Consider the following 12,412-nt stretch of genomic DNA (forward strand, 5'->3'; position numbering starts at 1 on the left):
CCCTGCCATGAAGCTCGCGCTGCTGACCGACCTGCACGCCAACCGCGAAGCCTTCGAGGCCTGCCTCGATCACGCGCACCGCTGCGGCGCGACCGACTACGCCATCCTCGGCGACCTGGTCGGCTACGGCGCCGACCCGGCCTGGGTCGTCGACACGGTCCGTGCGCTCGCCAGCCGCGGCGCCATCGTGCTCAAGGGCAACCATGACGAGTCGGCGGCCGAGGGCCCGCGCCCGACGATGGTCGAGGACGCGCGCCAGGTGATCGCCTGGACGCGCGCCCAGCTCGACGCGGCGCAGCTCGCCTTCCTCGAAGCGCTGCCGCTGACCGTCGAGCGCGCCGGCTGCCTGTTCGCCCACGCGAACACCTGGGCCCCGGCCGACTGGGAGTACGTGACCAGCCGGCACGATGCGGTGCGCTGCCTGCAGGCCACGACGGCGCGGCATGTCTTCATCGGTCACGTGCACGAGCCGCAGCTCTACCACCTGGCGGGCACCGGCAAGACGGGCCAGTTCACGCCGGTGTCCGGCGTGGCGATCCCGGTGCCGGCACACCGGCAGTGGCTGGTGCTGCCGGGCTCGGTCGGCCAGCCGCGTGACGGCAACCCGGCGGCCTGCTGGGCGCTGTACGACAGCGACAGCCTGAACCTGAGCTTTCATCGCGTGCCCTACGACCAAGAGGCCGCCGCCGCGAAGATCCGCCGCGCCGGTCTGCCCGAACGGCTCGCCCAGCGGCTGATCGAGGGGCGATGAGCAGCCACGCGGGCGCGGGTCCGATGCCGCTGCAGCCGGGCACCGTGATCGACGGTTTCCGGCTCGAGGAACATCTGCACCAGGGCGGCATGGCCAACCTGTGGCGCGTCACCCACCCGGCCCACGCGCTGCCGATGCTGATGAAGCTGCCGCGCATCAAGGGCGGCGAGGACCCGGCGACGATCGTCGGCTTCGAGGTCGAGCAGATGATCCTGCCGCGCCTGCAGGGACCGCACGTGCCGCGCTACGTGGCGCAGGGCGATTTCACCGCCCAGCCCTATCTCGTGATGGAGCACCTGCCCGGCGAAACGCTGCGCCCGCGGCTCGACCGCGCGCCGCTGCCGATCGCCGAAGTCGCCGAGATCGGCGCCAAGGTCGCCACGGCGCTGCACGACCTGCACCGCCAGCACGTGATCCACCTCGACGTGAAGCCGAGCAACATCCTGTTCCGCCAGCACGCCGACGGCAGCGAGGCCGAGGCGGTGCTGGTCGACTACGGGCTGGCGCGGCACGACCACCTGCCCGACCTGCTGGACGAGGAGTTCACGCTGCCGATGGGCACCGGCCCCTACATGTCGCCGGAGCAGATCCAGTTCGTGCGCGACGAGCCGCGCAGCGATCTCTACGCGCTCGGCGTGATGCTCTACCACCTGACGACCGGCGCGCGGCCGTTCGGCCAGCCGACCAGTGTGGCCGGCCTGCGCAAGCGCCTCTACCGCGAACCGGTGCCGCCGCGCGTGCTGCGGCCCGACTGCCCGCCCTGGCTGCAGGAAATCATCCTGCGCTGCCTCGAGCCGCGGGCCGGGCGGCGCCACGACACGGCGGCGCAACTGGCCTTCGACCTGATGCATCCGCAGCAGGTGCAGCTGACGGAGCGCGCCGAGAAGCGCGGGCGTGCCGGACGCTTGACGGCGCTGCGGCGCTGGTTCGCCTCGATCGGCTCCGAGCCCGAACCACGGGGCAGCGCCAGCGCCGACTTGCCGCGGCACGCGATCCTGATGGCGGCGGTCGACGTCAACGGCACGCCCGGCCTGCTCCAGATGCTGAGCGAGACGGTGCAGCACTTCCTGCAGGCCGAGGCCGGCGCGCGGCTGGCCTGCGTGGGCGTGATGAAGACCGCCCGCATCGGCATGGACGAGCTGGTCGACGCCGAGGGCCGCAGCCTGCACGTCAAGCAGCTGGTCGCGCTGAAGCACTGGGCGCGCCCGCTGCAGCAGGCGCTCGGCCTCGACAGCCCCGAACGCGCCGGGCGCGTGACCTTCCACGTGCTGGAAGCGCCCGATGCGGCGAACGCAATCGTCGAGTTCGCGCGCCGCAACGAGGTCGACCACATCATCATGGGCGCGCGCAGCGCCTCGCCGCTGCGCCGCTACCTCGGCAGCGTCTCGGCCCAGGTGGTCGCGGAATCCGACTGCAGCGTCACGGTGGTGCGCGACCCCGCCGGCCGCGGCGGCTGAAGCGCGGCGGTGGGCGAGAGGGTCGGGCCCGCGGCTCAGTGCAGCACGGAGCCCACCGCCTGCGGCGCGGCCGGCAAGTCCTTCTCGCCCAGCGCCTCCAGCAGGTTGATCTCGATCGTCCGGCAGATCGCCGCCAGCGGCAGGTGGTGCACCTTCATCCCGAAGGGCTCCTCGATCTCGTCGCCCACGGCATCCAGGCCGAAGAAGGTGTAGGCGACGATGGCAACGACGAAGGGCGTCATGAAGCCGATCAGGTCGACCAGGCCGAACGGCAGCAGGAAGCAGTACAGGTAGGCCGTGCGGTGCAGCAGCAGCGTGTACGCGAACGGGATCGGCGTGCTCGCGATGCGTTCGCAGCCGGCCGCGGCGGCCGACAGGCCCGAGAGGTTGCCGTCGATCTCGGCGGCGATGCGGGCGTCGAGCTGCCCCGCGCGCATCGCGTCGCCCAGACCCCGCCCGACGCCGCGCAGCAGATGCTCGGTCCCCAGGGTCGCCGCCTGGAACGCGCGCGCCTCCTCGTGGCCGAGCAGGCGTTCGATGTCGGGTGCGGCGTCGCTGCTGCGCAGCTGGTGGCGCAGCGCGTGGGCGAAGGCGATCGTGCGCCGGACCATCACGGCGCGCGCATCGTCCCTCACCGGCGGCGGCGCACTGGGCGCCTGGAACAGCGTCTGCAACTGGCGCGCGATGCTGCGCGAGCGGTGCACCACGTCGCCCCAGAGCCGGCGGGCCTCCCAGTAGCGGTCGTAGGCGGCCGTGTTGCGAAAGCCGAGGAAGATGGCCAGCGCCAGGCCGATCAGCGTGAACGGCACGGGCGTCAGCGTCACCTTCCACCGGAACAGGAAGCCGTGGCTGAGCGACACCGCGCTGGCCAGTGCCGTGCAGGTGGCGAGGCTCCAGAAGATGCGTGGCAGGATCGAGCCGCGCAAGGCGAAGAACAGCCGCAGGCCATTGGGACGGTCGACGAGGATCATGGGGGCGGCCCGCTCGATGGCGGCGGGACGGAGCGCTCGCCGGCGCTCGACTGGCAATGCAGGGGCATGGCGCCTAGGGCCTGTGCCACAAGCCGCTGCGCCGCGCTTCGTCGACCTTGGCCTGGCCGCTCGGGTGCATCAGGCCGGCCGCCTCCAGCGCCTCGACGCGCCGCTGCGTCGGGCCGGACCAGGCGCTCTTGGGTTTGCGCGGCGCGAACCACAGCAGCGAGCGGCGCTCGTCGAGCCGGCCGGACTTGCTGTCGATCCAGCCGAAGCACAGCGCCTCCTCGATGGCTTCGTCGGGGCTCGGGGACGCGTAGTCGCTGCCCTTCCTGGCCATCACCAGCCACACGCCGTTGGCCTGGGTGTGGTGCTTGCTCAGCCAGCGCCGCCAAGCGGCACGGTCATCGGCCTCGACGGCATGGGGCGGCAGGGTGTCTCCGGGCATCTCGGGCTTTCTGGGTCACGGTGGGCAGCGGGGCAGGCGCCTAAAATCTGCGCATCGCCGATTTGACCTCACCCGCGCGTCCTGCGCGTCACACCGCACGGCGAGCACGAACCTGCAGCCCCACTCCCGACCATGGCAACCATTCTTCAGCACCTTCCCGCCGGCCAGAAGGTCGGCATCGCATTCTCCGGCGGTCTGGACACCAGCGCCGCGCTGCACTGGATGCGCAACAAGGGTGCCATTCCCTATGCCTACACGGCCCACCTCGGTCAGCCCGACGAGCCGGACTACGACGAGATCCCGCGCAAGGCCCTGCAGTACGGCGCCGAGCAGGCGCGCCTGATCGACTGCCGAACGCAACTGGTCGCCGAAGGCATTGCCGCGCTGCAGTGCGGCGCCTTCCACATCTCGACCGCCGGCGTCACCTACTTCAACACCACGCCGATCGGGCGCGCCGTCACCGGCACGATGCTGGTGGCCGCGATGAAGGAAGACGACGTCAACATCTGGGGCGACGGCAGCACCTTCAAGGGCAACGACATCGAGCGCTTCTACCGCTACGGGCTGCTCACCAACCCGGCGCTGCGGATCTACAAGCCCTGGCTGGACCAGGCCTTCATCGACGAGCTGGGCGGTCGCGCCGAGATGTCGGCGTTCATGACGAAAGCGGGCTTCGGCTACAAGATGTCGGCCGAGAAGGCCTACTCGACCGACTCCAACATGCTCGGCGCCACGCACGAGGCCAAGGATCTCGAGCACCTGAGCAGCGGCATGAAGATCGTGCAGCCCATCATGGGCGTGGCGTTCTGGCGTGAGGACGTGGTCGTCAAGCCCGAGGCGGTGTCGGTGCGCTTCGAGGAAGGCCGCCCGGTGGCGCTCAACGGCGTGGAGTTCGCGAGCACCGTCGACCTGCTGCTGGAGGCCAACCGCATCGGCGGGCGCCACGGCCTGGGCATGAGCGACCAGATCGAGAACCGCATCATCGAGGCCAAGAGCCGCGGCATCTACGAGGCCCCGGGCCTGGCGCTGCTGTTCATCGCCTACGAGCGCCTCGTCACCGGCATCCACAACGAGGACACCATCGAGCAGTACCGCGACAACGGCCGCAAGCTCGGCCGCCTGCTCTACCAGGGCCGCTGGTTCGACCCGCAGGCCATCATGCTGCGCGAGGCCGCGCAGCGCTGGGTGGCGCGCGCGATCACCGGCGAAGTCACGCTGGAACTGCGCCGCGGCAACGACTACTCGATCCTGAACACGACCTCGGCCAACCTGACCTACCACCCCGAGCGGCTGACGATGGAGAAGGGCGAATCGAGCTTCTCGCCGCAGGACCGCATCGGCCAGCTCACGATGCGCAACCTCGACATCGTCGACACCCGCGACAAGCTCGGCATCTATGCCCAGGCCGGGCTGCTGTCGCTCGGCAGCGGCGCGGCGCTGGCACGCCTGCAGAGCGACGACACGCCCTGAGCAAGCCCGGCGGCCGGCAGCGCCTCGCGCCGCCGGCCGTGCGATCCGCCCGCCCGGCCCCGGTCTGAGGAGCGCGCAGGGTCTTTCACACCCGCGTCACAAAGCGTAGCCTCCGTCCAGGAGGCTTGCGATGAACGCTGTGTGCCGCCGCGTCTTGGCCCTGGGTCTGGCTTCGGCTTGCGCCGGCACCGCGGCCCTGGAACTCGCCTACGAACCGACCTCGCTGGACTGGACCGCCGGCGAGGTCGGGCGCATCGGCACCGAGACCTTGCAGCAGGCCGTGGCCAGCGCCGCCGCACGCGATCGGCTCGGCTGCGTGCAGCACTGCGAACGCCTGCAACGCACCTTCGGGCGACTGGTCGCCGAGGCGCGCCGACAGACGCCTCGCGCCGCCGTGCTGCCATGGTCGCTGACCGTGCTGCACCACGACGACACCGGCGCCTTCGCGCTGCCGGACGGCCAGGTGGTCGTGTCGGAGACGCTGATCGAGGACCGCGGCCTGTCCGACGAGGCACTGGCCTTCGTGCTGGCACACGAGATGGCGCACAGCATCCTCGAGCACGAGCGCCAGATGCTCACGGCCGGCCGCATGCTGCTGCCGCGCCAGGTCGAGCGCAGCGTGCCCGACATGTACGTCGAGCTCGAGCACAATTTCGGCCTGCTGAAGTCGCTGGAGCCGGTGCTGCAGCAAGGTGAGTTCGAGGCCGACGAACTGGGCCTGTTGCTCGCTGCGCTGGCCGGCTACGCGCCAGCCCGGCAGATCGAGTTCATGCAGAACGAGGTGGCCGAGGACGACGGCCGGCGGCCGGTCGCCGCCACGCACCCGGCGGCCACCGAGCGACTGGCGCGCCTGCAGGAGCGGCTGCCGCTGGCTTGGCGGCTGTACCAGGCCGCCCAGGAGGCGGTGCCCATCCGGCCGACGGCGCCCTGAGGCCGTCCTCGGGATTCATACCGACCCGCCTTCAAACCTGTCAAATCACCCGGCGTCTTTCGGCTCCTTGCGGCCGTTCGTGTGCGGGGGTGGCCGGGGTTCGAAGCGTTCACCGGCGAGCCGCTTGCAGGTACCGCGCATTGCCGGCGAGGCCGCCGGCTCAGTCGTACTTGAGGTACTTGAACCTCGCATCCTCGTTCGGCGTGCCTTCGAGCACGGCGCCCTCTTCCTTCGCCGGCTGCCACTGCACCACGTCCTCGATCTTCTTCGCCAGCGCGAAGTCCTTCTCGGTCACGCCCTTCGCGGCGTGGTTCACCAGCTTCACGATGACGAAGGCGTAGCTGACCGCCAGGTCCGGGTGGTGCCAGGCCGCCTCGGCCAGGTGGCCGACGGTGTTGACGACCATCAGCGTGGCCTTCCAGCCGCTGGTCTTGTACTTGCGGCGGATCCAGCCGTCCTCGTAGGTCCAGTGCGGCAGCTCGGCCTTCAGCCGGGCCTCGATCTCCTCGGGGGCATAGACCTCGTCGGCCCCCTTCCTGCGCCACTGCGTCATGACCGTCTCCTCGATGAGTGACACCAACACCAATGGAACTACACCACCACCGGCTCCGGCTCGAGCCGGATGCCGAAGCGGCCATAGACGCTCTCCTGGATCGCATGCGCCAGGGTCACGATCTCGCCGCCGATTGCCTGCCCGCGGTTCACCAGCACCAGCGCCTGCTTCTCGTACACCCCGGCCTGGCCGATCGACTTGCCCCGCCAGCCGCAGGCGTCGATCAGCCATCCTGCCGCGAGTTTGAAGCTGCCATCGGGCAGGGGGTAATGCACGATCGCCGGGTCGCGCGCGATGATGTCGCGGCACTGCTCGGGCGTGACCACCGGGTTCTTGAAGAAGCTGCCGGCATTGCCGATCACGGCCGGGTCCGGCAGCTTGGCGCGGCGGATCTCGCAGATCCAGTCGAACACCTGGCGCGGCGTCGGGTGGGTGATGCCGGTCTCGGCCATCCTGCGCTCCAGGTCGAGGTAGCCGAGCACCGCGGTCGGCGGCTGCGGCAGCCGCAGCCGCACGCGGGTGATCAGGCAGCGCCCGGCGAGCGCCTGCTTGAACACGCTGTCGCGGTAGCCGAAGCGGCAGGCGGGCGCATCCAGCCTGAGTTCGGCGCCGGTCTGCAGGTCGATGGCGTCGAGCGAGTCGAAGCGGTCCTTCAGCTCGACGCCGTAGGCGCCGATGTTCTGCACCGGCGACGCCCCGACGCTGCCCGGGATCAGCGCCAGGTTTTCCAACCCCGGCAGGCCCTGCTCCAGCGTCCATGCCACCAGGGCATGCCAGTTCTCCCCGGCGCCGGCTTCGACGATCACCGCGTCGTCGCCGCGGGCCAGCACGCGCCGCCCGGCGATCTCGACCTTCAGCACCAGCGCGCGAACGTCGCGCGTGAGCACGATGTTGCTGCCGCCGCCGAGCACGAACTTCGGCGCGCGCGCAAGATCGGGGTCGGCCAGCAGCCGCCGCACGTCGTCGGCCGTGTGCACGCGCACGAGGCGCTGCGCCAGCGCGGGCAGGCCGAAGCTGTTGTAGCGCCTCAGGCTGACATTGTTTTCGATGGCAGGCGCGTCGGACATGGCAGAATTTTCGCTGATCTCCGTCACAGGATGCCCTTCACCATGCCCAGCTTCGATACCGTGCTCGAACCCAACCTCGTCGAAGTGCGCAATGCGGTCGACCAGAGCAGCAAGGAGATCGGCACGCGCTTCGACTTCAAGGGCTCGTCGGCCCGCGTCGAACTCAAGGACAAGGACATCACGCTCTATGGTGACAGCGACTTCCAGCTGTCGCAGGTGATGGACATCCTCACGCTCAAGCTCACCAAGCGCAGTGTCGATACGCGCTTCCTCGACACCAGCGCGAAGATCGAGAAGATCGGCGGCGACAAGGTCAAGCAGGTGCTCAAGGTGAAGGAAGGCATCGACAGCGAGACCGCCAAGAAGATCCAGCAGCTGATCAAGGGCAGCAAGATGAAGGTGCAGGCCGCGATCCAGGGCGACGCGGTGCGCGTCACCGGCACCAAGCGCGACGACCTGCAGGCCGCGATGGCGCTGATCCGCAAGGACGTGGCCGACGTGCCGCTGTCGTTCAACAACTTCAGGGATTGATGCGCCACCCCCGTTGCGGCTCCGCCGCGTCTGCTGGCAGCGGCCATGTGATGCGTCGTGCGCGCTTCGCATTGCTGGGCTTGCTGGTGTTCGCCGTGGGGCTGGTGGCTGCGCAGCCAGTCTCGTCGGGCCGCCGCGTGGCGCTGAGCGGCAGCATGGGCAGCCAGGCGCTCCTGGTCATCGACGGCGGTGCGCCGCGCGCGGTCGCGGTGGGCACCACCGCGCAGGGCGTCAAGCTGATCAGCCTGAACGAAGCGCAGGCGGTGGTCGAGATCGAGGGCCGCCGCCAGACGCTGCGCCTGGGCGAGGCCGCGGTGAACCTGGGCGGCACGGCCAGTGCGGGCAGCGGCAGCGAGATCACGCTCAGCAGCGACGCCAACGGCCATTTCCAGGCGAACGGCCAGATCAACGGCCGCGGCGCGCTGTTCCTGGTCGACACCGGCGCGACGATGATCGCGATGGGCCAGGACGAGGCCGACCGCCTGGGCATCTCCTACAAGAACGGCGAACGCATCGGACTGCGCACCGCCAACGGCGACACGGTCGGTTACCGCATCTCGCTGACCACCGTGCGGGTGGGTGACGTGGAGATCCACAACGTCGCGGCGGTGGTGCAGCCGCAGCCCATGCCCTTCATCCTGCTCGGCAACAGCTTCCTCAACCGCTTCCAGATGAAGCGGAACAACGACACGCTGGTCCTGCAGCGGCGGTTCTGAGGGCTGCATAGAGCACCCGGCGCCGCCGGCCGGCACGCGGTCACCCGACGAGCGAGACCCTGGCCCCGATTCAGTAGCCGACCGCCAGGCCGGTGTTGCGCCGCGGGTCGTTGGCGCCGTAGTAGCGCTTGCTGCCGACCGGCTTGCCGCCCAGCGACGGCGCGCCGACGAGGATGGCCGCCACGTGGTTGGCCGGCTGCGGCGCCCCGAAGCGGTGGCCCATGCCGAGCAGGATCTGCCGCGTGTCGGGGCTCAGCGCGAAGGGCTCGAGGTTCGTCGTCTCGGGCAGCCACTGCTGGTGAAAGCGCGGTGCGTCGACCGCCTCCTGGATCGTCATGCCGTAGTCGATGACGTTCAGGATGGTCAGCGCCACCACGGTGATGATGCGGCTGCCACCGGGCGTGCCGAGCACCATGACCGTCTTGCCGTCCCGCGACACGATGGTCGGGCTCATCGAGCTGAGCGGCCGCTTGCCGGGCGCGATGGCGTTGGTTTCGCCCTGCACCAATCCGTAGAGGTTGGCCGCGCCGAGCTGGGTGGTGAAGTCGTCCATCTCGTTGTTCAGCAGCACACCGGTCCGGGCGGCGGTGACGCGCGCGCCGAACCAGTCGTTGAGCGTGTAGGTGACCGACACCGCGTTGCCCTCGCGGTCGATGATCGAGTAGTGCGTGGTGTTGCTGCCTTCGTGCGGCGTCACGCCGGGACGGATGTCCTGCGACACACCGGCGCGCGCCGGGTCGATGACGGCGCGGATGCGCGCGGCGTAGCCCTTGTCGAGCAGATGCTCCAGCGGGTTCTGCACGAAGTCGGGGTCGCCGAGGTAGCTGTTGCGGTCGACGTAGGCATGGCGCATCGCCTCGATCTGGTAGTGCACTGCCTGCGCCGAGCCGTAGCCCAGCTCCTTCAACGGATAGCCTTCGACGATGTTGAGGATCTCGCAGATGATCACGCCGCCCGCACTGGGCGGCGGTGCCGAGACGACGTGGTAGCCACGGTAGTCGCACTCCACCGGCGCCAGTTCGCGCGTGGCGTACTGGTCGAGGTCGGCCTGGGTGATCAGCCCTCGGCCGGCCTGGCTGGATGCCACCAGCGCGGCCGCGACCGGTCCCTTGTAGAAGCCGTCGGCGCCATGGCGGGCGATGCGCCGCAAGGTGGTCGCCAGATCCTTCTGCACCAGCCGCTGCCCCGCGGCATACGGCTCGCCCCGACGCAGGAAAATCGCGGCCGACGCCGGGTCCTTGCGAAAGTCCCCGGTCGCGGTGGCGAGCATGTCGATGTCACCCTGCTCCAGCACGAAGCCGCGCTGCGCCAGCCGCAGCGCCGGCGCGATCAGCGCGGCACGCTGCATCGTGCCGTACTTGGCCCGTGCGAACTCGAGACCGGACACCGTGCCGGGCACGCCGACCGCCAGGTGGCCGCGGGTGCTGAGGCCCTTGACGGCCTGGCCGCCAGCGTCGAGGTACATGTCGGCGGTGGCCGCGAGCGGCGCCTTCTTGCGGAAGTCGAGGAAGGTCTTGCGGCCGTCGGCAAACTGCAGGGTCATGAAGCCGCCGCCACCCAGGTTGCCGGCCGCCGGGTACACGACTGCCAGCGCGTAGCCGACCGCCACCGCGACATCGACTGCATTGCCGCCGCGCCGCAGCACGTCGACACCGACCCGCGTGGCGAGCTGATGCGCACTGACGACCATGCCGTTCTCGGCCGCCACCGGCGCGACCGATGCCGCCTGCACGGTAGCTGCAAGGGCGGCAACGGCCGCGAAGACGATGGACCTGAACCACTGGGCTGCATGCACGGCGGACCTCCTGGCCTGGGGCCGTCCGGTCGACGACGACTCGGCGCAGGATAGCCCGCAGGCCCCAGCCGCGCACCTCGCGGTGCAGAACCGCAGTCGGCCGCTGCGGCGCTGCCCGGCCCCGGCGACCTCGACGGACCGCTCGCTACACTGCCGGATGCGCATTTCGCAGGTGTTGTTTTCCCAGGGCTTCGGCACGCGGCGCGACTGCGCCGGGCTCATCCACGCGGGCGAGGTCGCGGTTGCCGGCCGCGTGATCGACGACCCCGACGAAGACCTGCCGACCGAGGGTCTGGCGTTCAGCGTGCAGGGCCGCGCCTGGCCTTTCCATGACAAAGCGCTGGTGCTGCTGCACAAGCCGACCCACTACGAGTGCTCGCAGAAGCCGCGCCACCATCCCGGCGTGCTCACGCTGCTGCCCACGCCGCTGCGCGTGCGCGGCCTGCAGCCGGTCGGGCGGCTCGACGAGGACACGACGGGCGCGCTGCTGCTCACCGACGACGGCACGCTGATCCACCGGCTGACCTCGCCCAAGCACCACGTGCCCAAGGTCTACGAGATCACCGCCAAGCACCCGCTGGCCGACGAGCAGGTCGCGCGCCTGATCGAAGGCGTGGTGCTCGACGACGACCCCAAGCCGGTGCGCGCCGCCGCGGCCGAACGCACCGGCGAGCACACGCTGCGCCTCACGCTGACCGAAGGCAAGTACCACCAGGTCAAGCGCATGCTGGCGGCGGTGGGCAACCGCTGCGAGGCGCTGCACCGCAGCCGCATCGGCGCGCTGGGCCTGGACGATCTGCCGGTCGGTCAGTGGCGCTGGGTCGGCCCGGACGAGCGCGCCCGGCTCACGCAGAAGTCAGACGCGTAAGTCGCGGCCGCGGCGGCTTCAGGCCTGGATCAGGCCCCAGCGCAGCGCCACCAGCGTGATCTCGCTCTGGTTGCTGGCGCCCAGCTTCTGCTTGATGTGGTACAGGTGGGTGCCAACGGTGCTGGGCGAGAGCTTCAGCGTCTCGGCGATCTGCGCCACCGTCATGCCGCGCGCGAGCTGGATGAAGACCGAGAACTCGCGCTCGCTCAGCATGTCGGCCGGGCTGGTCTCGCCGTCGATCTGCGCCACCGCCAGGCGCTGCGCGGTCTGCGCGTCCACGTAGCGTTCGCCACGCGCCACCGCGGTCACCGCGGCGATCAGCGCCTCGGGCGCGCTGCGCTTGGCCAGGTAGCCCAGCGCGCCGGCGCGCAGCACCCGCTGCGGGTGGGCGGTGTCCTCGTGGGCCGACAGCACCAGCAGCTTGAGCTTCCCATCTTGCGCGAGCAAGCGGCGCACCGCCTCCAGGCCGCCCATGCCGGGCATCGACAGGTCCATCACCACCACGTCGGGCTTGACCCTGGGCACCGCCAGGCAGGCCTCTTCGCCGGTCTCGGCCTCGGCCACGACCTCGATGTCGGCATTGGCCAGCAGCATGCGAAAGCCCATGCGCACCAGCGCATGGTCGTCGACCAACATCACGCGGATCATGATCCTGAAGGCTGCGGTTGCAGGCGGCGGGTGGGGTGAATCGGCGTGCACCGGGCACGGCGGGGTGCGGGCGCGAAGCCGGCGAAACCTGCGGGGCAGCCTACCGCAGTCGGTGCGCAAGGGCCGCCTATCGTTGTCACCCACGCCGCCGGCAGGGTCGGCACCCCGCTGCTCCATCGCGGAGCGCCCCCGCTCCCACCGGGCGT

The 12,412-nt window shown here is 70.4% G+C and carries 13 protein-coding genes; 7 read left to right on the forward strand and 6 right to left on the reverse strand.

The genetic code is table 11. The annotated features are described in order from the left end of the window. Nucleotides 1–7: 7 nt before the first annotated feature. Complete coding sequence (locus ACQY9S_RS12645) at nucleotides 8–751, forward strand: metallophosphoesterase family protein (protein ID WP_428420050.1); 744 nt, start codon at nucleotides 8–10, stop codon at nucleotides 749–751. Next, on the forward strand, nucleotides 748–2,208 hold the full coding sequence (locus tag ACQY9S_RS12650) for a serine/threonine protein kinase (RefSeq protein WP_428420051.1): 1,461 nt from the start codon (nucleotides 748–750) through the stop codon (nucleotides 2,206–2,208). The genes ACQY9S_RS12645 and ACQY9S_RS12650 overlap by 4 nt, the downstream gene beginning before the upstream one ends. A 35-nt stretch (nucleotides 2,209–2,243) precedes the next feature. Here the strand turns inward: ACQY9S_RS12650 and ACQY9S_RS12655 are convergent, their stop codons facing one another. Beyond that, nucleotides 2,244–3,179, reverse strand: a complete 936-nt coding sequence (locus ACQY9S_RS12655; RefSeq protein WP_428420052.1) for a bestrophin family protein — start codon at nucleotides 3,177–3,179, stop codon at nucleotides 2,244–2,246. Between the two features lie 73 nt (nucleotides 3,180–3,252). After that, the gene (locus ACQY9S_RS12660; RefSeq protein WP_428420053.1) at nucleotides 3,253–3,627 is read right to left on the reverse strand and encodes a YdeI/OmpD-associated family protein; all 375 of its coding nucleotides are present in this window, start codon (nucleotides 3,625–3,627) and stop codon (nucleotides 3,253–3,255) included. 132 nt (nucleotides 3,628–3,759) lie between these two features. Between ACQY9S_RS12660 and argG the strand changes: the two genes are divergently transcribed. Both argG and ACQY9S_RS12670 read left to right on the forward strand, forming a co-directional pair. Further along, on the forward strand, nucleotides 3,760–5,097 hold the full coding sequence (gene argG / locus ACQY9S_RS12665) for an argininosuccinate synthase (RefSeq protein ID WP_428420054.1): 1,338 nt from the start codon (nucleotides 3,760–3,762) through the stop codon (nucleotides 5,095–5,097). Nucleotides 5,098–5,227: 130 nt separating this feature from the next. Further along, entirely contained in the window at nucleotides 5,228–6,028 is an 801-nt protein-coding gene (locus ACQY9S_RS12670; RefSeq protein ID WP_428420055.1) for a M48 family metalloprotease, read from the forward strand. Between the two features lie 160 nt (nucleotides 6,029–6,188). On the opposite strand, the gene ACQY9S_RS12675 is transcribed toward ACQY9S_RS12670, so the two are convergent. After that, a complete protein-coding gene (locus ACQY9S_RS12675; protein WP_428420056.1) occupies nucleotides 6,189–6,581 on the reverse strand; it encodes a 4a-hydroxytetrahydrobiopterin dehydratase in 393 nt (130 codons plus the stop codon). Between the two features lie 38 nt (nucleotides 6,582–6,619). After that, nucleotides 6,620–7,648 carry a UDP-N-acetylmuramate dehydrogenase gene (gene murB, locus ACQY9S_RS12680; protein WP_428420057.1) on the reverse strand — a complete coding sequence of 343 codons (1,029 nt, stop codon included), beginning with the start codon at nucleotides 7,646–7,648 and terminating at the stop codon, nucleotides 6,620–6,622. Between the two features lie 42 nt (nucleotides 7,649–7,690). Here murB and ACQY9S_RS12685 point away from each other — a divergent pair, with 42 nt between their 5' ends. Both ACQY9S_RS12685 and ACQY9S_RS12690 read left to right on the forward strand, forming a co-directional pair. Continuing rightward, complete coding sequence (locus ACQY9S_RS12685; protein ID WP_428420058.1) at nucleotides 7,691–8,179, forward strand: YajQ family cyclic di-GMP-binding protein; 489 nt, start codon at nucleotides 7,691–7,693, stop codon at nucleotides 8,177–8,179. 50 nt (nucleotides 8,180–8,229) lie between these two features. Continuing rightward, nucleotides 8,230–8,895: a retropepsin-like aspartic protease family protein gene (locus ACQY9S_RS12690; protein WP_428425720.1), complete on the forward strand. Its 666-nt coding sequence runs from the start codon at nucleotides 8,230–8,232 to the stop codon at nucleotides 8,893–8,895. A 70-nt stretch (nucleotides 8,896–8,965) separates the two neighbouring features. Here the strand turns inward: ACQY9S_RS12690 and ggt are convergent, their stop codons facing one another. Further along, on the reverse strand, nucleotides 8,966–10,663 hold the full coding sequence (ggt, locus tag ACQY9S_RS12695) for a gamma-glutamyltransferase (protein ID WP_428425722.1): 1,698 nt from the start codon (nucleotides 10,661–10,663) through the stop codon (nucleotides 8,966–8,968). 184 nt (nucleotides 10,664–10,847) lie between these two features. Here ggt and ACQY9S_RS12700 point away from each other — a divergent pair, with 184 nt between their 5' ends. Then, the gene (locus ACQY9S_RS12700) at nucleotides 10,848–11,558 is read left to right on the forward strand and encodes a pseudouridine synthase (protein WP_428420059.1); all 711 of its coding nucleotides are present in this window, start codon (nucleotides 10,848–10,850) and stop codon (nucleotides 11,556–11,558) included. Nucleotides 11,559–11,576: 18 nt separating this feature from the next. On the opposite strand, the gene ACQY9S_RS12705 is transcribed toward ACQY9S_RS12700, so the two are convergent. Then, nucleotides 11,577–12,206 carry a response regulator gene (locus ACQY9S_RS12705; protein WP_428420060.1) on the reverse strand — a complete coding sequence of 210 codons (630 nt, stop codon included), beginning with the start codon at nucleotides 12,204–12,206 and terminating at the stop codon, nucleotides 11,577–11,579. Between the last annotated feature and the right edge of the window lie 206 nt (nucleotides 12,207–12,412).

Origin of the sequence: Methylibium sp., from assembly GCF_965279545.1 — a bacterium.
In the GTDB taxonomy this organism is placed as follows: domain Bacteria; phylum Pseudomonadota; class Gammaproteobacteria; order Burkholderiales; family Burkholderiaceae_C; genus Methylibium.

Coding starts and splice junctions, on each gene's coding strand:
- ACQY9S_RS12645 (WP_428420050.1), top strand. CDS start 8: ATGAAGCTCGCGCTGCTGACCGACCTGCACGCCAACCGCGAAGCCTTC.
- ACQY9S_RS12650 (WP_428420051.1), top strand. CDS start 748: ATGAGCAGCCACGCGGGCGCGGGTCCGATGCCGCTGCAGCCGGGCACC.
- ACQY9S_RS12655 (WP_428420052.1), bottom strand. CDS start 3,179: ATGATCCTCGTCGACCGTCCCAATGGCCTGCGGCTGTTCTTCGCCTTG.
- ACQY9S_RS12660 (WP_428420053.1), bottom strand. CDS start 3,627: ATGCCCGGAGACACCCTGCCGCCCCATGCCGTCGAGGCCGATGACCGT.
- argG (WP_428420054.1), top strand. CDS start 3,760: ATGGCAACCATTCTTCAGCACCTTCCCGCCGGCCAGAAGGTCGGCATC.
- ACQY9S_RS12670 (WP_428420055.1), top strand. CDS start 5,228: ATGAACGCTGTGTGCCGCCGCGTCTTGGCCCTGGGTCTGGCTTCGGCT.
- ACQY9S_RS12675 (WP_428420056.1), bottom strand. CDS start 6,581: ATGACGCAGTGGCGCAGGAAGGGGGCCGACGAGGTCTATGCCCCCGAG.
- murB (WP_428420057.1), bottom strand. CDS start 7,648: ATGTCCGACGCGCCTGCCATCGAAAACAATGTCAGCCTGAGGCGCTAC.
- ACQY9S_RS12685 (WP_428420058.1), top strand. CDS start 7,691: ATGCCCAGCTTCGATACCGTGCTCGAACCCAACCTCGTCGAAGTGCGC.
- ACQY9S_RS12690 (WP_428425720.1), top strand. CDS start 8,230: ATGCGTCGTGCGCGCTTCGCATTGCTGGGCTTGCTGGTGTTCGCCGTG.
- ACQY9S_RS12700 (WP_428420059.1), top strand. CDS start 10,848: ATGCGCATTTCGCAGGTGTTGTTTTCCCAGGGCTTCGGCACGCGGCGC.
- ACQY9S_RS12705 (WP_428420060.1), bottom strand. CDS start 12,206: ATGATCCGCGTGATGTTGGTCGACGACCATGCGCTGGTGCGCATGGGC.